We start from the raw sequence: 18,482 nt of genomic DNA, 5'->3' as shown, positions 1-18,482 counted from the left end.
AGATATTAAGCTCAATGTATGTTGAAAGTTCAAGGATTTACTCTATAATTAAAAGACCGTCTGGATTTTCGTCTGGATCTATAAAATAGCTTGCATTGAGAACTCTAACGGGAGGATGTTCATATCGAATATTTGTCAAAGATTTGAATTCTGTTGTTTCTTCTTCTTTTTTATTAGGTAACTTTTCACATCCGATCAATACAACAGTTGGCTCACCTTCAACAAAACGGCTATCTGTTTTAATTTGTGATCCTAGCATGATAACCAGATATTCCGGTGTTTTAGCATCAGTAAATAGTTTCAAGATGTTATCCCGGCTAAAGATGAAACCATTATAGCCATTTTTGTAAAATTTCTTTAATTTCTTGATTTCGTCATCATCATCAGGCAATTCAGCTTCAATTTCACCCTTTGGAAAGGCTCTGTTCTTGACACATTTTAAAACTTCGGTATATTGGGCTCTGCATTTTTCAGCATCTGGTTGACTAATCCACTGTCCGTATTCTACTTCTTCTTCTGTTCCAGGCATAGGTGTTAAATTTAGGTTTAATGTGTATATCTAAGGCGCAAGATAGACCATATTTGACTCCATAAAAATAGCTAGTTGTAGCTATTTTTCATGCCGGAATAATTTTTAAAGGCGGTAAAAAATACATAAGTGCTGAAATATAATGCAGTCATTTATTGCCTTTTTTAAAGTTTGGAAGTATACAGATACTGTTTTAAAAAATTATATACCCTGGTAATGTGAACTGTTGCTCGATCCACAGAATGATCCTGCAGCGAGGGAATCATTGATGGCAATAATATCCTGGTTGATTGCAGGTGATATGGCTTTTCGATTATGGGTATAATTGAGCCCGATGACACGATAACCTTGTGATAGTAACCAGGCCAAATCTGTGGTATTGCGGTTTCTCCCTATTTTATTAAAACCCAACTTCTCCAGATAAACAACAGTTAGGTAATTGCCTGCAAAATCCTTCATGGGGAATTTCGCTTCAGTTCATTTATAAACGATGTTATGCCCTGTTACTTTGCTGGCCCAATTGCCTGTTGAAGCCATGGAAGCAGAAGATATGGACAGCAGGAGCAAGCCTATTCGCATGGATGACAAAGGTAAAGCGACTGCTTTTGAAACCCAAAACCGATTGTTAGAATTCAGCATTAAAATGAATGAGTAATTTTGATAATCAGCTACAAATTAGCTATTACTAATCGTATTACTGCTTAAACAGATTTTGTGTGTAATCCAGCAATGCGGTGCCTCCTTGTTGTCCATGGCCTGGAATTACTATTTTTGTATGGGGATATTTTTCTTTCAGCTTCAATACGGTTGCCGACCAGACATTTGTATTGGCATCATTCAAGTTACCCTTGCTTGCACCTATTTCTTTGATGAGGCATCCTCCAAACATAACATTTTCTTTAGGGAAATAGCCAATCACATTATCTTTAGTATGGCCTTCTCCCAAATAGGCAATTATTACTTTCTCATTCCCCACTTTAAGTTCCATGTGTTTGTCGAATCCGTTTTGAGGAATACTGAAATGATGTGCTTTGGCTAGCGTTATCGTTAAATTGTTGGCATAAGAGGGAATGTTGTGTTTTTGGAACTCCTCTAAACCACCCAGGCAATCTTCGTGAAAATGTGTAGGCACAATAGCTTTAATTTTGCAGTGGAGTGTGTTTTGTACCCAATTGATTAACTCTAGGGAGGTTTGGTTGTCTGCTGGGGTATCGAATATTACAGCCTCTTGCTGATTAAAAACAATCATCCCATTACACGAAACTTTGCCAAAGCTTTTTGTATCCATATAAGAGATGTGTTGATATACATGGTCTGCTATTTTTTCAATTGCCAAAGTATTAGATTTATACTTTTTTTGCTTTTCTGTTGGTTTTATCGTATTACATCCGAATAAAAAGAAGCCAATAAGTACGATTTTTAAGGACTTTGTCATGTTAATATTTTTAATCTGCATAACGATTATCTTTACCTGTTAACAATTAATAGCTAATGTTTATTGTTTTTCCTGCATTAATATATAAAAATTTATAGGCTTATATCAGGATAAAATGCTATTCAGCTATGTGAATGGATTTAAATAATAATACCTGTATATAATGATATCAAAATTAAACCTTATTTAAATGCTTTGATGGCCGATCTGAAAAAGACCATCGATCTGTTTGACTGTGACCGCATTTTACGGGTAAATTCCAAAGTGAACAAAAATGAGGAGATTATCAGGGTGTTGCCTACTGCAAATGGAGAAAGCAACATCGATAACCTGAAGTAGGCAGTGAACTAATATCACGGAGGTACAGGCCCTTATATGGTGGCCGAATTTTATCCCGGATAGTTAGACCATTGGGGCGAGCCTTTTAATAAAATTCCGGCGGAAGATATTGCCAGACAAACCGTAGTCTTTCTGAAGAACGGTGTAAGTTTTAACTTTTATATGGCCCATGGGGGAACAAACTTCGGTTTTACTTCCGGTGCTAATTACAATGAGGAACATGAAGAACCTGTTCGGTTAGCGGACCCCTAAATTAAAAGAAATAAGTCAGGAGAGATTGAAATATCCTCTACTTCTCCAGTTAGCGCGATCCAGTATACGGTCAATGGTGGGAAATGCTGACTTACCAAAGTCCTTTTCCTTTACCTGAAGGTGGTACTATTAGAGCTAACGTAATAAATGGGAACATATCAGGTGAACAGCAAATTAAAGAATTTGGATTAGCTAAAGATAAATGGAAGGTACTGTCTCCTGTTGGGGACTATAATCTGTTAGTCATTGATGATCAAAATCAAACGGTAGCCGAAGCAGGTTCTGTAAATGGTGCCTCTCCGGAATGGGTCATTGACTTAGCCAGTATAGTTACGTTCAGATCCTTTCCTTTTTTCCCGCCACAGGATAATATGCTCGATGGCATTGTTGACCAATACGCATTTTATGTGAGTGATGATAACAAAAATTGGAAGCTGGTATCAAAAGGAACCTTTGCCAATATTGCCGCAAACCGTATTAAACAGCGGGTGCAGCTGCCTCTGCTGTCAGTGGACGTTATATTAAATTTTTAGCACTACATGTCCTTGCTGGTACTAAGGCAAGAATTGCGGAAATAGGAATTATTAAATAAATCATTTTCAATACAAGTAGTACTACCTCTGGAGTTGTTCGACTGTCTGTTGAGCTTAAAAGATAATTTGTGCTGATATTATTAAAAAATAAAATATGTTTAAAAGAACATTCATCCTTATTCTTCTATATGCTTTTACTTGCAGTAGTTACGCTCAGATCTCTATAATTCCTAAACCTTCAAGCATGATTTCACCAGCGAATGGTGGAACGGTAAGGGTAGATGCATCCACTCAAATCAGCGTTCAAAGTCCCGCACTTCAAAATTCAGCTGATTTCCTTAATGACTACTTAGTGCAATTTTACGGCTTTATGTTGAAGAGTAAAATGTCAGTTAGTAATCAGGCGGTGGTTTATTTAAGTATTAAAAATGAGGCAAGTAAATCCAGTGGATCTTATTCCTTAGTAGTTAATAAGAACGGAATAAATATACTGGGGAATGATGCTACAGGTGTGTTTTATGGCGTGCAATCACTAATTCAATTGCTGCCGGTTGTTAAAGAAGCTGTTCTCTCCATACCTTATGTGACAATAAATGATGCTCCTCATTTTGCTTACAGAGGGATGCATCTGGATGTGACACGCCATTTTTTTCCTGTTGCCTTCGTAAAGAAATACATTGATTTTCTGGCTCTTCATAAGATGAACTATTTTCACTGGCATTTAACTGATGACCAGGGATGGAGGATAGAGATCAAAAAATATCCCCGATTAACTCAGATTGGTGGGTATCGCAATGGAACTATTATAGGTCATTTTCCTGGTACAGGAAATGATAACAAACATTATGGTGGCTTTTATACCCAGGAACAGATTAAGGAAGTAGTAGCATATGCGACTAAAAGATATATTACGGTTGTTCCCGAAATTGAGATGCCCGGACATGCTTCAGCAGCCATTGCTGCATATCCTGAATTGAGCTGTTTTCCTGAAGAATCTACTAAAGCACCTGAAAAGACAGTTTGGTCAGGTCCTGCTACAGGCAAACAGGTACAACAAACCTGGGGGGTATTTGAAGATGTATTCGCACCCACTGAAAACACATTTACCTTTTTGCAGGATGTGCTCGATGAAGTCATTTCTCTTTTTCCATCCCAATACATTCATATTGGCGGTGACGAATCGCCTAAACATAATTGGAAGCGTTCTGCTTTTTGTCAGCAACTAATTAAAGAAAAAGGGTTAAAAGATGAACATGGTCTGCAGAGCTATTTTGTTCAGCGCATGGAAAAATATGTAAACAGTAAAGGCAGAACCATTATTGGTTGGGATGAAATACTGGAAGGTGGATTGGCACCTAATGCGATTGTGATGAGCTGGAGAGGAGAAGAAGGCGGTATTGCTGCTGCAAAATTGAAACATCAGGTAATTATGACGCCAGGAAGTCATGTTTATTTTGATCATTCGCAAGTTAAACCGGATGACTCTTTAACTATTGGCGGATATACTACTGTACGGAAAGTGTATTCTTATGAGCCTATACCCAAAGAACTTAGTGCCGAAGAAGGTAAATATGTATTAGGTGCCCAGGCAAATCTATGGACCGAGTATCTGCCTTATACTACTACTATTGAATACCAGATCTTTCCCCGGATCAGTGCTTTAAGTGAGGTATTATGGAGTTCTAAAGAATCCAGACAGTGGGAAGAGTTTGAACCCCGCTTAAGGAATCAAATGAAACGGTATGATTTATGGAAAGTGCATTACGGAGCAATTGATGCTGGTATGTAATATTGATATGGAGAAAATAGCTATAAATGTTAGGTATTATTATGATTGAAATATATAAAAAGAGTTCTGCCATCAGATGGATCACATTTGTGATCTGTTTTATTCCTTACCTGTTATCCGCTCAACAAGTTTATAATTTCACAAAGGGGTTAGGTAGTTGCCACTGCTGATCAGGCTGCTGCTCTTTCTATAAATGCGGGATTAGATGTCGATCTGAGTGGATATGGATACGGAAAGGCATTAATAAATGCTGTAAATAAAGGAATTGTTGATGCGGGTGCACTGGATTCTGCTGTTGCACATGTATTGAGACTTAAATTTATGATGGGATTGTTTGAACATCCTTACGTTGATCCTATAAGAGCTAAAATGGAAGTAGGAAGTGCAAAGAATAAAGAATTAGCAAGAAGATTGGCTCAGCAATCTATCATTTTATTGAAAAATGAAAATAACCTGCTCCCATTAAATAAAAGCATTAAAAGTATAGCTGTTATTGGTCCCAATGCAGATAATATATACAATCAACTAGGTGATTATACTGCTCCGCAAGATCAGGAGAACGTGGTAACAGTATTAAAAGGAATTAAGTCAAAATTAGGTGCTGCATCAAAAGTTACATATGTAAAAGGCTGTGCCATACGGGATACCGGATTTAATGAAATAGCAGAAGCTGTAAATGCGGCTCGTCATGCTGAGGTAGCAGTGGTGGTATTAGGTGGATCTAGTGCCCGGGACTTCAATACGGAATATCTGAATACGGGTGCTGCAAATGCAGCTGCAGGTGCAAGTGCGGTAAGTGATATGGAAAGTGGGGAAGGCTATGATCGATCAACCCTAGACCTGATGGGGAAACAGCTGGAGATGCTCCAGGCTATTGTTAAAACTGGAACTCCGGTTGTCTTGGTTTTAATTGAAGGACGTCCATTGAACTTAAACTGGCCGTCAGAAAATGTTCCTGCTATTATAAATGCCTGGTATCCGGGACAGGAGGGTGGTGATGCCATTGCAGATGTTCTTTTTGGCGATTATAATCCAGCTGGACGTTTGCCTATATCTATTCCTCGGTCAGTAGGTCAACTTCCTGTATATTATAATGTTAAAAAACCGTTATCGCATGATTATGTGGAAATAGGTGCTGATCCCTTGTACAAATTTGGATATGGGTTAAGTTATTCTAAGTTCGAATATAGTAATCTGGTTATTATGAAGAATTCGGCAAACGACAGCTCGTTAGTGTCTGTTCGATTTGACGTAAAAAATAAGAGTCAACGTAAAGGTGACGAAGTGATTCAACTATATGTAACGGACAAAGTAAGTTCAATGGTGAGTCCCGTTAAACAGCTTAAGAAATTTAAGCGAGTTAGTTTTAATGCTGGGGAGCAAAAAACGATTGAATTAAATCTGAATAAAAAGGATTTGGCAATTTTAAATTTGAATATGGAATGGGTAGTGGAATCAGGTGAGTTCAGTGTAATTGTTGGAGCATCTTCCAGCGATATTCGTCTTAATGGAAAGGTTAGTATTGAATAGATGCTCTTTAATCTTTTAATGCAATTTCTTACCTTGCTTTACAATCCGTCAATATGATATACCTTTGCCTTTGTTCGAGTTTATTAAATCAAAATTAATGATGTATTTTTTCGGTGATTAGACCTTTACCTTTTTCCAATTCCCTTTTTTGAAAAGTATATAACCAGTAGTTGTAATTGCAATTTCGGAAATTGGAATAGCTATGAATACGCCTTTAGGTCCCAATCCCAGATATTTTGATAAAAAATAAGCCAGTGGAATCTGAAATAACCAAAAGCAGAACAAATTGATCCAGGTTGGCGTCCAGGTGTCACCTGCACCATTGAAGGTATTAACCAATACCATCCCGATTCCATATAATACATAACCTGAACTCAGGATATAAATGGCTTGTTTAGCGACAATTTTCACCTGCTCATCATTCGTAAAGAACGACACAAAGACCCCGGCTGCCGCAAAGGATATGACCGTTATGAAAAGCATATACATAAAGTTGTATTTTGCGGTTTGAATAACAGCTTGTTCTGCTCTGTCCGGCTTACCGGCACCTAAGTTTTGACCAACCAAAGTAGCTGCGGCACCACTTAAGCCCCATGCAGGAAGCATGAAAAACATCATTAAACGCAGGGCAGTTTGATAACCCGCAGAACCGTGATCGCCACCAGTATTTGCTACCAGTTTGGCCAGGAAGATCCAGCTACAGGAAGCAATTACAAATTGAAGCACAGCAGGAGCCGCTATTTTAGTTAGTGCTATCATTTCTTGAAAATGTGGCTTAATATAACTCAGGTGTACTTTTATCGTGTTTTTGCCATTTAATAAATGATAAAGCTGATAACATACACCAGTTCCCCTTCCAATCGTGGTGGCAATAGCAGCACCGGTTAAACCAAATGCAGGAACTGGTCCTAGTCCATTGATAAATATGGGGCACAATATAATATTAGCTATGTTGGCTACCCAAAGACTTTTCATTGCAATTGCTGCATTTCCAGCACCACGAAATATTCCATTAATTAAAAAAAGCAGCATGATGAAAGAGCTGCTTCCCATCATGATTTGAGTGAATGTTTTACCATGTTCTGCCGATTCGGCTGAAGCTCCCATCAACAGTAAAATATCTTCAGCATAGGAAAACCCTAAAGAACTGATCACTACATTAAGACCCAAGGCAATTATTATAGCTTGAACCCCTGCCTTTGCTGCTGCTTCCGGGTTTTTCTCTCCAATGCGCCTTGCTACTACTGCTGTTGCAGCCATACTGAAACCGATGGCTAATGAATAAATTACGGTTAAAACAGATTCGGTTAAACCCACTGTTTGGATAGCAAAACTGCTATGTTCCAGATGTCCTACAAAATACAGATCAACTAAAGCAAAGACAGATTCCATAGCCATTTCAAGCATCATGGGGATGGCTAATAATAGCACAGTAGTTTTAAGGCTACCTGTCGTCAGGTCAATTTCTTCGCCTCTGATGGAGCGCTTTATGATGGAAATAAATTTGGATAGATTAGTTTCCCCTGGTAATTTAACTAACGACATATAGTAAAGATGGCTGATTGATTAGCTAATATACCGGTTATAGTTAACTATATGGTGGCGACTGAGGTCAAAATTAAGGGGCATTTCAGACAATAGCAGTAGGGATTTATTTATTTCTATCAAATTAAAATCAGGGTTTATAATATGCTTGTTGTAAAACAGTTAAAAGCTCAGCTTCATTAAAAAAGAGGGTTGCTTCTATATAATCATATATAGTATAAAAGCTGCTTATGTGACAACATAAAATTACATGATCTGTGAATAGACTTTTATGGTACGTTGCTTACATAAAGGAAGAGTTTCTGCGTCTTTATTACATACACGAGTTAAGGTATGCCGGTTAAGCACACGTAAATGGGAGTTGTGGATCTAATGGTACCACCTGAATGATTTATAAATTGTGCTTGTATTAATCCTGCTTTTATACCACATATTGCTTGAAGGACTTATATACTTGTTTATTATCAAAAAACTGCTCTATTTTAGTTTGGTAATAAAGATCCTTCGATTGGTATGGATTGTTCAGAAGTTGCAGCGTTTTGCTTTTTAATTAGCAACCATGCGAAAATAACACCGAGGAAGGCCATGATTGCCCCAACGATTGCAGGAGAGGTATACCCCAGACCTGCGGCTATTGGTAATCCACCGAAAAAAGCACCTAATGCATTGCCTATATTAAATGCTGCTTGTGTGACCGAAGCACCAAGCATCTCCGCATCTTTAGCAGTGCTGATCATTAATATTTGAATTGGAGCAGCTATAGCCATAGAAAGGGCTCCAATAATAAAGGTTAATAACAGGGAAAGAATCTGGTTTTCTGATATGAAGAAAGTAATAATCAATGAAATAGTCATGGCAGTTAATAAAGCAACACAAGCTTTAACCGGATTGATTTTATCAGCCAGTTTACCTCCAATAATATTTCCAACTACCATTCCTGCACCTGCTAATATTAAAATATAAGGTACTTGATTGGCGCCAAAAAGGGACACTTCAGTCATCAGCGGTGCGATATAACTAATCCAGGCAAAAAGACCTCCTGTACCTATGGCCGTAATTAAAATAATTAACCAAGCTTCTGTCTTTTTAAAGAATTGAAGTTCTGTTTTAATGTTTCCTGCGCGATTAACAGGCATTTTGGGTAACCACAGCTGAATGAAGACTAATGTAGTTAAACCAATAATGGCGACAATACCGAAAGTGAAGCGCCATGAATAAGTATGACCGATAAAAGTACCCAATGGAACGGTAAGTAAGTTGGCTATAGTTAGTCCTGCAAACATAACTGAGATTGCCTGTGCTTTTTTCCCGTTGTCAGCTAACCTACTGGCAACAACTGAACCTACTCCAAAGAATGCACCATGAGGTAAGCCAGACAATAAACGGGCAATTAATAAAAAGGTGTTGTTAGGCGCAAATGCAGAAAGGGCATTGAAAATAGTAAACATAGCCATTAAAGAGAGCAAAATCTTTTTGGGTGCAATGTTACTGCTCAAAGCTACCAGTAATGGTGCACCTATAACTACCCCAAGCGCATAAGCGGAAATTAAATGTCCCGCAACTGGTATACTGATTTGGAAATCTTTTGCAATATCGGGTAGTAAACCCATCATTACAAATTCAGTTGTTCCTATCCCCAGACCACCTAAAGTAAGTGGTATTAAACTTTTTTTCATAGTATTATGTACTTACGGAAAGAATAAGCTCGAAATAGAAGCAATAGAACAAAGGAATGCTACTGGTTCCGAGAGCTAATTCTTGAATGGCAAATATACTTTAAGAGCTAAACTTAATAATTGACAATTGTTAAATTTGACAAAAAGTCAACTTCTTATGATTGATATTTTAAATAATATGCATCTGAATAGGTTTTATGTAATATTAAAGTGATTGAGTTAAAATAGTCATCAATTCTTTAGAAGCATTCTATTGCTTAATATCGTTTATACAAAAATTGTAGACACTACAGTCGTTTTAATAAAGCAACGCTGGAAAACGATGGAGCAGAAAAGAAAGCTGTGATTTTAATAAGTATAACTGATTCCATTAATAATATAGTTAATGATACCACCTATTTTTAATAAGCAAATTGATCTTGCGTTACATAATTGAATATCAATTAGGCTCTAATTCTTGGTGTCAATTAATTGAAAAATAATATTCAAATTCTACCATGCTTTATCAGATGATGTTATATTTGACGTATATCAGTTACTAATTAAAAGGGCAAATGTTATAGCAATTATGAGATCATTCTCTTCTATTAAAGAATTACTATCTATACTTAGTCGCGAGCAAAAACTGCTTACCGAGATCTTTGAAAAGCGAAAAATGCTTTCCTACAAATATGAGTATGCTTTGGAAGTAGTGGATTATAATGAAGATAAGATCCTGGCTCTTATTGACTATGGTGTATTAAGAGAAAATGGGGGATTTCTGGAACTTGACGATCAGTATCTTCAATTCTTTGAACAGATCCTTGAAGTTAATGAGGAAATCAATGTATCCTACATCAATGTAAATCTTCAAAGTATCCAGCAAAATATAGTTTATTACCTGAAAGAAAATAGTGAAATCAGGAAATATGGCTATTTACGCCTGATCAAAAGCGCGTTACGTAAAACCGGACTTATTGCTTTACGTAATGTAGTGGATTTAAAAAGAAACATTGATAATACGTTTAAAAACGAACCGAACTATAAAATTAAAAAAGCTAAGCTTGAACATCTAGATATTAAACGGAATGATATTTCAGTTTTGATCACTTTAACAGATAACCTAATTTCAGGAGACGAAGAACAGACTTTTTTTAAAACAGCTTCTGATGAGGAGCTTCATAAAGTAATCATCAGGTTAAAGCTTCAGCTTAATGAATGCAGACATAATCTAATTGATATCCAAAAGCAAATTATCGAATATATTAATCGCCTTAAATATCAGAGTGGGTTAATGGAGAAAATCAGGCAATTGAAATACCTGAGAGATCAATTTGAAATCAAAAGTAAAACCAATATTGTTCAGGTACTACAAGCTGATAACGCGTTGGTATATGAACCTAATCCCGCTTATTCAATTAAACTTTCTATTGAGCAATTACAAAACGACAGCAAAGTGCTTGATATTATCAGGAAGGTTGTCAGTCGGAACCAAACAGGTAATCATATCGTTCAAAACCTGGCAGACAATAGTCTGGAGGAGTATTTGAAATCAGATAGCCTTGTCGTTGTGCAAATCAATCTGGAAGAAGTGAAAAGTAGCTTTCTCGCAGGAAGTAATAATCTGTTTGATTTTCTTCAAACGTATGATTTCGGAAGAACGGTGCCCTTTGAAGAATGTATCACGGTGTACTGCCAGTTAATTTCACAATATGATGTGCTTTTTAACCTGACAGATCAGTACTCATTGAAGCAGGGTACAGAATATATGTTAATTTATCCCCAGTAAATAATATGGAAATACCTAAACAGTCAGCCGATATATTTGAAATACTGAATAAAGGGCAATTTATTTGCTCCAATAGTAGTAAAGATGAGATCCGTAAACTATATGGAGTGATTAATCAGGAATACGAAGCGTTCTACACTTATTTTATGGGAATTAATTTGTTTCTGGAAGAGGGCGATGAGTACTATTATTTTACGCGAAAGGACAGCAAGGCAGACATTGAGCGTAAACTTGAATCTGCATTAAAATGGATAGACATCATAGACTTTCTTAAAACCTTTGAAGCCGGTTTTAGCTCTGGGTTTCGTTTTAAACCATCAGATATTCTGGTTAGACTATCAGTTGATGCAGATTTGAAAAATAAGCTTGAAGATTTAAAAAAGTATGCCAGTGGAAAGGAAAAGCATGCAGAGATTTTAGAAAAGATCCTAGATCACCTGGAAAAAGATAATTTTATAGAAATAGAAAATGAGATTATGCATGAATATAAAACCCTTGCATCCTTCTCTTATCTGGAGCAACTGATATTAACTATAAATATTCCTGAAGATATTAAGAATGAGATACCTGAATAAGATAATTTTCATAAATAGTGCGAATGTAAGTTATGCGGACATTACTATCGATGGTAATGTGCATTTCATCGGTACACAAGGAGTAGGTAAAAGTACCATGCTTCGGGCCATTCTATTCTTTTATAACGCTGATAAACTGAAACTTGGAATAGAAAAGGGAAAGCGTTCTTTTGATGAGTATTATTTTCCTTTCCCCAATTCGTATATTATTTATGAAGTGGTTAGGGAAACAGGTTCTTTCTGTGTGCTTGCCTTTAAATCTCAAGGAAGGACTGCATTTCGATTTATAGACGGGGCATACAATCGCTCCAATTTTATCAGTCCTGATAACAAGTCGATGTCATGGGAACAGGTCAGGAATACATTTCCTGGTCATGGTCATTATTCAAGAAAAATTGAATATTACGAAGAATACCGTGATATTTTATACGGGAATAATAAGGGGCTATCTGCTGAATTTAGGAAGTTTGCCTTAATAGAAAGTCGTCAGTATCAAAACCTTCCGCGCACTATTCAAAATGTATTCCTCAATTCTAAACTGGAAGCTGAATTTATTAAGCAAACGATTATCATGTCTCTTAATGAGGAGGATGTGAAGATCAATCTGGATCAGTATGCCTTTCATCTTCGCGATTTTGAGGTACAGCTTGCTGACATCAGTAAATGGAGTACAAGAAATCGTGGTGGCGTTGTGATTGTACGTCTGTTAGCAGATAACATTGCTAGATTATACACCGAAATCTGTTACCTTGAAAAAGAAAAAACGCACATAGCAATGACGTTGGTTGCTGCACATCAGCATGTAGAAAAGACTTTTCCCACCGTAGTTAAGCATCTCCATTCGGAACGTGACAAATTAACCACAGCAAATAAAAGAGTGGCAGAAGCTGATGATAAGTTTCAGCTGAAAAAAGACAAGATTTCTTCAGCGATCACCTTATTAGATGCCCGGCTAAAAGATGCTAGAGTAAAATCAGAGTATTATGAAGGATTGAATATTTCTGGTATCATAGAAAGAGTAAGTAAAAAAGCCTATTGGAATCAACGAAGAACTAATTTACAAGACGAACAAGAACTTTTATCTGCTCGTTTTAAAGAGATTACAACAAAATATGATGCATTAATTACTCAGCTGAATAATCAACTGCATGATTTTATTAATTCAAAAAATAAGGAGCGCAATCTACTTCATGATTCATTTAATAAATTTAAGGAAGGTCTGAACCTCCAGTATGAACAGATCATTGAGAACATTGATCGAGAGAACGGAGAAATCGTTAAAAGTGCCTTGGAAGATATCGCTAATAAAGTAGAGCATATCCATTCCTTGCAAGTGCGAAAAAAGGAGATAGAATTAAAGCGCTACTTTGAAGAGGACATTGCCGAAGCTCAAACTAAAATAAATGAGAATAAAGGAATCATTCATCAAGCAGGGGTTGAAATTGCAGGGAGTAAACGGAATATTGAAACCATACAGAAACAATGGGATCTCGATAATTCAAAATTGGAGGCTAATCATAACAACCAAATTGCGAAGCTTCATGAATTGATTAAATTCTCAAAGATAAAGATTCAGGATATTGATAAAATATTGGCCAACAGTACAAACTCGCTATATTCCTGGCTACAGGAGAATAAGCCTGGTTGGGAAAGTAATATAGGTAAAGTTATCGATCAGGAGCAGGTATTGTTCCACACTGGTTTAACTCCTAAACTAATAGGAGAAGGCAATGACTTGTTATTTGGAGTTGATTTAGATCTGAGGGAAATATCCAGAACCGTAAAAACGGTAGCAGATTACATCGCAGAAAGGGAACATCTCCACGATAAAATTAAAAAAGCAGAAACCGAAAACGAACAGTTAAGTGCAAAGAATGTACAAGATCTGGAAAAAACAAGAAAGAAATATCAATCTTTAATCCGTGAATACAAAGATGGCATTTCAGTTAAAGAATATGAAGCAGAAAAAGCGCTAAGTGAGAAAGATCAAGCTTTAGTAGCATTGGAAGACTTGCGGAAAAATGCACAGCAAACAAAAAATACCGATTTATTACTGGTCAAAAAAGAAATCGATCAGATGGAAGAGGAGAAACTATCCGCTAAAGAAAGTTTAGAAAAGCTGGAAAAGAGCATTAGTAACCAGATCGACAATAAAAAGAAGGAAAAGCGAAACAAAGTAACTGCGGAGCAGGAAAAATTAAATATTGCATTTAATAAGCTGGATCAGGACATTAATGATAAAACAAACGAAATCAATTTAAGAATTCATGAGATTAAAGCTCAAAACAATAAAGAGCTAAAAGATGAAGGAGCTGATACTATTCGGCTTTCTTCTATTGAAAAGGATCTTCAGGCCATACAGGCGGAACTGCTTTTTATAGACGATAACAGGGACCATGTATCCGATTATAATAAAGACAAAAGAGAGCTTTTTGATCTGGTTGATACCTTTAAAGCGGACAAAAAACTCAATGAAACGCGTTTGGTTGCCGAACTGCAGAAACATGAATTGACGAAAGTAAAACTTCAGGAAACCGTTGATAAGCAGATTTTGTTAATTCAAGATTTAATGCTTATTCATCGTGAAATGGAAGAGGATCTCAATGAATTCAGCCGTTTCATCCAAACCGATATCTTTCTAAATCAGCATGCCGACCAGTTGGTCGTAAAAGAAGCGATTAAGTTGTCAAAAAGACTTACTCTAATCATGGAGGAGTTTAGAGATAAAAGTTATACGCTCATTAACCGAATGACAGAAATTCATTCGGAGGTAAGTAAGTTCTTAAGTAATTTCTCTACTACAAACGTCTTTGGTTTTAAAACAAACCTGGTGGAAAATGAAGATTATCTAAATTTTGCAGAAAACCTGAAAGAGTTTCTTGAGGAGGATAAAATTAAAGAATTTGAGAAACGTACGAATGAACATTTTTCTAGTTTGATTCGTCAGGTAGGCAAAGAAACCACAGAGCTGATATCCAAAGAGGCGATTATACAAAAGGTAATCACCGATATTAACACAGATTTTGAGAAGCGTAACTTTGCAGGTGTTATTAAAAGTATCAACCTACGCCTATCCCCCAGTGCCAATAAAACGGTCATGCTTTTACAAGAAATACGTGCTTTCAATGCTATTCATGACTTAAGTCTTGGGGTCGCTGATTTATTCAGCACCGATGATTCAGAAGTGACTAATAAAAAAGCAGTAGGACTTTTGGAGAGCTTTGCAGAAGAAATCACCAGTTCAAAGCAACATGAAATAAACCTTTCTGACACCTTTGAATTGCAGTTTCGCATAGTGGAGAATGAAAATGATAGTGGTTGGGTTGAAAAGCTTGCGAATGTAGGATCTGAAGGCACGGATATATTGGTTAAAGCAATGATTAATATCATGCTCTTAAACGTATTTAAAGAAAGTGCTTCCAAACGATTTAAAGATTTTCGTCTGCATTGCATGATGGATGAAATTGGGAAATTGCACCCTACTAACGTAAAGGGGATCTTGAAGTTTGCTAACGATAGAAACATTTTACTAATCAATAGCTCTCCAATTTCTTATAATGCAATGGATTATCGTTATACCTATCTGCTGCTAAAAGATAGCAAGAACGTTACCACTGTTAAAAAATTGATTCAAAATAATCCTGTAAATGAAACTGAGTAAGTCATTAGCTATTAAATTAATGCAGTTAAGCAATGGCGAAAAAATCCCTGCAAGTAAACTGAAATATCCCCTCATTGCTGAGCTTTTGGAGGAGGGTATCCTTGTGGATAGCAGATCAGGAAGAACCAAAAGTGTGCTGTCTATTCAAAGCTCTAAATCATTGCAGGCATTTTTACTTAACAGGTTTTCCATTGCCAATTTGAATCAATATATAGAAACCTTAAATACAGAAGATCTTTCCCGCTCTATCTTGGTTCAGGTTGCTTCAAATTCTAAAATTAGTACTGTTAGAACGTTTAAAGGTTTCTTAGTAAACAGCTTTGAACCTGTAGCAACGACTTTGAACGGGACAGCCTTCCTTGTTCAGCCGCCATCTGGAACCTTTCAATTTATCCATGAATTTGAAAAGTTTATCCCCCATCCTGATATAACCATTGTGGGGGTAGAGAACTCAGAAAACTTTAGTCAAATTAACCGACAGCGACATCTTTTTGAAGACCTACATCCCCTGTTTGTGAGCCGTTATCCTCAGAACCAAAGTAAAGATTTAATTAAATGGCTTCAAACCATTCCTAATAATTACCTGCATTTTGGCGATTTCGATTTCGCTGGAATAGGAATATACTTACACGAATATAAGCGATATCTGGGATCTAAAGCCCATTTCTTTGTTCCTGATACTATCGAAACCATGCTTTCTAAGTATGGCAAAAGAGGATTATATGATAATCAAAAGATGAACTTTGAAGCAGAGCAAGTGCAAGAAGAGGAGATTCTGAAACTCATAAAATTGATGCATCAATATAAGAAAGGCTTGGAGCAGGAAGCCTTCATCAGACAGTAAAATGCAGATATCTCATCCCCAGTCAAGATAAGCGTATATTTGCCCACATTATTGCGCTTAATTAAATTCTCAAAATAGTATGACTGAAAATACAGCACCTCAAAATTCCGATATTATAATCTATACCTCTAACGATGGTCATGTAAAAGTTGAAGTCATGTATCAGGATGGATCCTTTTGGATGAGTCAGAAGAAACTGGCTGATTTATTTAGAGTACACCGTTCCGTTATTGCCAAACACCTCGAAAGCATATTTAAGGAGAAGGAGCTTATTTCTGCATCAGCTTGTTTAATTATATCGCAAATTGATAATGACGGAAAATCTTATAACACAAGTTACTATAACCTGGATGCTGTAATTGCTGTGGGCTATCGTGTAACTAGTTATCACGCTACACAGTTTAGGATCTGGGCAACACAAACTCTTGGACAATACATTGCCAAAGGCTTTGTTCTGAATGCGGAACGTTTAAAACAAGGTGAACCTTTCGGTCATGATTATTTTAAAGAATTACAAGAGCGGATTCAGGAAATAAGAGCGAGTGAAAGAAGATTTTATTTGAAGTTGACTGACCTTTATGAGCAGTGCAGTGTAGATTATGATTCCAGTTCTGTGGTGACAAAAAACTTTTTTAATACCGTTCAGAATACGTTGCATAGTGTGATTACAGGCAAAACTGCACCGGAATTAATTGCGGAAAGAGCAAAAGCAGAAGACCCTAATATGGGTTTGCAATCCTGGAAAAACTCCCCTGAAGGAAAAGTACTAAAATCTGATGTTAGCGTAGCCGACAATTATCTCGATGAAAAAGAGATGAAAGACTTCGAACAAGCGGTCAATTTATATCTTGATTACGCAGAAAATCAGGCTATACAACAAATACCTATGAAGATGACTGATTGGGTTAAAAAGCTGGAAGTATTTCTGCAGATCAATGATTACGAAATTCTAGTTAACTCAGACATATTAAGTTTTGATGCTGAAGCAGCAACTGCTGCCAAAGTTAAAGCAGAAAGTGAATATGAAATATTTAGAATAAAGCAGGACCGGCTTTTTATCAGTGATTTCGATAAGGCGATTCAAGCATTAAATCAAGGTGAAAATACGCATAAAGATTAGACATTAATAGAGATGGAAACAAAAAAGGACCTCAAGCTTGCTGTATTAATTGATGCCGATAATGTGCCTTATGCAAATGTAAAGGAGATGTTTGAAGAAATTGCTAAATACGGAACCCCAACTTTCAAGAGAATATATGCCGATTGGACAAAACCTACTGTTTCCGGTTGGAAAAATGTCCTTTTGGAAAATGCCATTACTCCCATTCAGCAGTATAGCTATTCCACAGGAAAGAATGCAACAGATAGTGCACTCATCATAGATGCCATGGATATATTATACACCGGCAAAGTTGACGGATTCTGTATCGTATCCAGTGATAGTGATTTCACGAGACTGGCTACAAGACTTCGCGAAGCAGGAATGAAAGTCATCGGGATAGGTGAGAAGAAAACGCTAATCCCCTTTATATCAGCTTGCGATAAGTTTATATATATTGAAATATTAAAATCTTATAGCACAAGTCATGACGAAGATGAGAGTAAGAAACCATCTGAAAAATCAAAGGCCTCGTCAAATACACCATTAAGTAAAATAGACCCTAAAATAATTAAGTTATTTGGGGATAGCATTACAGACCTTGCTGATGAAAATGGCTGGACATTTTTGGGAGAACTGGGTAATTTGCTATTGAAAAAGAAGCCCGATTTTGATCCCCGGAATTATGGTTACACGAAGATGCTACCGTTGATTAAAAGTATGAATAGGTTTGAAATTGATGAACGAGATACTGGTAAAAATAATATTAAGCATATCTATATCAGGAAAAAATAATAGTGGATGTATTGAAAATCTAAAGTCATCTTGGTCATTCAGCTGTTTAAGACTGATCCGGTTTTGTTGTGGTCATGAAAAGGTATGATTCTATAAAATAATGATTAAACAG

Annotated in this window: 16 protein-coding genes and 1 pseudogene; 12 read left to right on the top strand and 5 right to left on the bottom strand. The window is 36.6% G+C overall.

The window, feature by feature from the left end:
* Positions 1 to 37: 37 nt before the first annotated feature.
* Both ADIARSV_RS02295 and ADIARSV_RS02290 read right to left on the bottom strand, forming a co-directional pair.
* The gene (locus ADIARSV_RS02295; RefSeq protein WP_016193736.1) at positions 38 to 529 is read right to left on the bottom strand and encodes a hypothetical protein; all 492 of its coding nucleotides are present in this window, start codon (positions 527 to 529) and stop codon (positions 38 to 40) included.
* A gap of 201 nt (positions 530 to 730) precedes the next feature.
* Entirely contained in the window at positions 731 to 988 is a 258-nt protein-coding gene (locus tag ADIARSV_RS02290; RefSeq protein ID WP_016193735.1) for a hypothetical protein, read from the bottom strand.
* A gap of 31 nt (positions 989 to 1,019) precedes the next feature.
* On the opposite strand from ADIARSV_RS02290, the gene ADIARSV_RS21765 reads away from it, so the two are divergent.
* Positions 1,020 to 1,184 carry a hypothetical protein gene (locus ADIARSV_RS21765; protein WP_016193734.1) on the top strand — a complete coding sequence of 55 codons (165 nt, stop codon included), beginning with the start codon at positions 1,020 to 1,022 and terminating at the stop codon, positions 1,182 to 1,184.
* Positions 1,185 to 1,223: 39 nt separating this feature from the next.
* On the opposite strand, the gene bla is transcribed toward ADIARSV_RS21765, so the two are convergent.
* The gene (bla, locus tag ADIARSV_RS02285; protein ID WP_016193733.1) at positions 1,224 to 1,964 is read right to left on the bottom strand and encodes a subclass B1 metallo-beta-lactamase; all 741 of its coding nucleotides are present in this window, start codon (positions 1,962 to 1,964) and stop codon (positions 1,224 to 1,226) included.
* A gap of 198 nt (positions 1,965 to 2,162) precedes the next feature.
* Here bla and ADIARSV_RS22310 point away from each other — a divergent pair, with 198 nt between their 5' ends.
* The 5 genes and pseudogenes from ADIARSV_RS22310 (at position 2,163) to ADIARSV_RS02270 (ending at position 6,407) form a co-directional block, all read left to right on the top strand.
* Positions 2,163 to 2,303: a hypothetical protein gene (locus ADIARSV_RS22310; RefSeq protein ID WP_016193732.1), complete on the top strand. Its 141-nt coding sequence runs from the start codon at positions 2,163 to 2,165 to the stop codon at positions 2,301 to 2,303.
* 75 nt (positions 2,304 to 2,378) lie between these two features.
* A pseudogene (locus ADIARSV_RS22305) lies at positions 2,379 to 2,555 on the top strand (beta-galactosidase); the annotation flags it as partial.
* Between the two features lie 83 nt (positions 2,556 to 2,638).
* Positions 2,639 to 3,088 (top strand): discoidin domain-containing protein, encoded by a 450-nt coding sequence (locus tag ADIARSV_RS02280; protein WP_016193731.1) that lies wholly within the window; start codon positions 2,639 to 2,641, stop codon positions 3,086 to 3,088.
* A gap of 154 nt (positions 3,089 to 3,242) precedes the next feature.
* Positions 3,243 to 4,877 carry a beta-N-acetylhexosaminidase gene (locus ADIARSV_RS02275; RefSeq protein ID WP_016193730.1) on the top strand — a complete coding sequence of 545 codons (1,635 nt, stop codon included), beginning with the start codon at positions 3,243 to 3,245 and terminating at the stop codon, positions 4,875 to 4,877.
* 321 nt (positions 4,878 to 5,198) lie between these two features.
* Entirely contained in the window at positions 5,199 to 6,407 is a 1,209-nt protein-coding gene (locus ADIARSV_RS02270; RefSeq protein WP_016193728.1) for a glycoside hydrolase family 3 C-terminal domain-containing protein, read from the top strand.
* 117 nt (positions 6,408 to 6,524) lie between these two features.
* Here the strand turns inward: ADIARSV_RS02270 and ADIARSV_RS02265 are convergent, their stop codons facing one another.
* On the bottom strand, positions 6,525 to 7,952 hold the full coding sequence (locus ADIARSV_RS02265) for an MATE family efflux transporter (RefSeq protein WP_016193727.1): 1,428 nt from the start codon (positions 7,950 to 7,952) through the stop codon (positions 6,525 to 6,527).
* Positions 7,953 to 8,434: 482 nt separating this feature from the next.
* A complete protein-coding gene (locus tag ADIARSV_RS02260; protein WP_016193726.1) occupies positions 8,435 to 9,628 on the bottom strand; it encodes an MFS transporter in 1,194 nt (397 codons plus the stop codon).
* 568 nt (positions 9,629 to 10,196) lie between these two features.
* Here ADIARSV_RS02260 and ADIARSV_RS02255 point away from each other — a divergent pair.
* The 6 genes from ADIARSV_RS02255 to ADIARSV_RS02230 all read left to right on the top strand — a co-directional run bounded on the left by ADIARSV_RS02255 (position 10,197) and on the right by ADIARSV_RS02230 (position 18,370).
* On the top strand, positions 10,197 to 11,396 hold the full coding sequence (locus ADIARSV_RS02255) for a hypothetical protein (RefSeq protein WP_040298817.1): 1,200 nt from the start codon (positions 10,197 to 10,199) through the stop codon (positions 11,394 to 11,396).
* Positions 11,397 to 11,401: 5 nt separating this feature from the next.
* A complete protein-coding gene (locus ADIARSV_RS02250; protein WP_016193724.1) occupies positions 11,402 to 11,971 on the top strand; it encodes a condensin complex protein MksE in 570 nt (189 codons plus the stop codon).
* Positions 11,955 to 15,632: an ATP-binding protein gene (locus ADIARSV_RS02245; protein ID WP_016193723.1), complete on the top strand. Its 3,678-nt coding sequence runs from the start codon at positions 11,955 to 11,957 to the stop codon at positions 15,630 to 15,632. Before ADIARSV_RS02250 ends, ADIARSV_RS02245 begins: the two co-directional genes overlap by 17 nt.
* A complete protein-coding gene (locus ADIARSV_RS02240; protein ID WP_040298815.1) occupies positions 15,619 to 16,476 on the top strand; it encodes a DUF7281 domain-containing protein in 858 nt (285 codons plus the stop codon). The genes ADIARSV_RS02245 and ADIARSV_RS02240 overlap by 14 nt, the downstream gene beginning before the upstream one ends.
* A gap of 79 nt (positions 16,477 to 16,555) precedes the next feature.
* A complete protein-coding gene (gene rhuM / locus ADIARSV_RS02235) occupies positions 16,556 to 17,596 on the top strand; it encodes a RhuM family protein (RefSeq protein WP_016193721.1) in 1,041 nt (346 codons plus the stop codon).
* A 12-nt stretch (positions 17,597 to 17,608) separates the two neighbouring features.
* Positions 17,609 to 18,370, top strand: a complete 762-nt coding sequence (locus ADIARSV_RS02230) for an NYN domain-containing protein (protein WP_016193720.1) — start codon at positions 17,609 to 17,611, stop codon at positions 18,368 to 18,370.
* The last annotated feature ends 112 nt before the right edge of the window (positions 18,371 to 18,482 follow it).

The sequence above is a fragment of the Arcticibacter svalbardensis MN12-7 genome, assembly GCF_000403135.1.
GTDB classification, from domain to species: domain Bacteria; phylum Bacteroidota; class Bacteroidia; order Sphingobacteriales; family Sphingobacteriaceae; genus Arcticibacter; species Arcticibacter svalbardensis.
The sequence above is the reverse complement of the archived record's forward strand: the minus strand, read 5'-3'. Positions and strand labels throughout refer to the sequence as shown.

Bases quoted from the DNA above. Each gene is read 5' to 3' on its own strand.
- ADIARSV_RS02230 (WP_016193720.1), top strand. From the start codon at position 17,609: ATGGAAACAAAAAAGGACCTCAAGCTTGCTGTATTAATTGATGCCGAT.
- ADIARSV_RS02255 (WP_040298817.1), top strand. From the start codon at position 10,197: ATGAGATCATTCTCTTCTATTAAAGAATTACTATCTATACTTAGTCGC.
- ADIARSV_RS02275 (WP_016193730.1), top strand. From the start codon at position 3,243: ATGTTTAAAAGAACATTCATCCTTATTCTTCTATATGCTTTTACTTGC.
- ADIARSV_RS02240 (WP_040298815.1), top strand. From the start codon at position 15,619: ATGAAACTGAGTAAGTCATTAGCTATTAAATTAATGCAGTTAAGCAAT.
- ADIARSV_RS21765 (WP_016193734.1), top strand. From the start codon at position 1,020: ATGTTATGCCCTGTTACTTTGCTGGCCCAATTGCCTGTTGAAGCCATG.
- ADIARSV_RS02270 (WP_016193728.1), top strand. From the start codon at position 5,199: ATGATGGGATTGTTTGAACATCCTTACGTTGATCCTATAAGAGCTAAA.
- ADIARSV_RS02290 (WP_016193735.1), bottom strand. From the start codon at position 988: ATGAAGGATTTTGCAGGCAATTACCTAACTGTTGTTTATCTGGAGAAG.
- ADIARSV_RS02280 (WP_016193731.1), top strand. From the start codon at position 2,639: ATGCTGACTTACCAAAGTCCTTTTCCTTTACCTGAAGGTGGTACTATT.
- rhuM (WP_016193721.1), top strand. From the start codon at position 16,556: ATGACTGAAAATACAGCACCTCAAAATTCCGATATTATAATCTATACC.
- ADIARSV_RS02250 (WP_016193724.1), top strand. From the start codon at position 11,402: ATGGAAATACCTAAACAGTCAGCCGATATATTTGAAATACTGAATAAA.
- ADIARSV_RS22310 (WP_016193732.1), top strand. From the start codon at position 2,163: ATGGCCGATCTGAAAAAGACCATCGATCTGTTTGACTGTGACCGCATT.
- bla (WP_016193733.1), bottom strand. From the start codon at position 1,964: ATGACAAAGTCCTTAAAAATCGTACTTATTGGCTTCTTTTTATTCGGA.
- ADIARSV_RS02295 (WP_016193736.1), bottom strand. From the start codon at position 529: ATGCCTGGAACAGAAGAAGAAGTAGAATACGGACAGTGGATTAGTCAA.
- ADIARSV_RS02245 (WP_016193723.1), top strand. From the start codon at position 11,955: ATGAGATACCTGAATAAGATAATTTTCATAAATAGTGCGAATGTAAGT.
- ADIARSV_RS02260 (WP_016193726.1), bottom strand. From the start codon at position 9,628: ATGAAAAAAAGTTTAATACCACTTACTTTAGGTGGTCTGGGGATAGGA.
- ADIARSV_RS02265 (WP_016193727.1), bottom strand. From the start codon at position 7,952: ATGTCGTTAGTTAAATTACCAGGGGAAACTAATCTATCCAAATTTATT.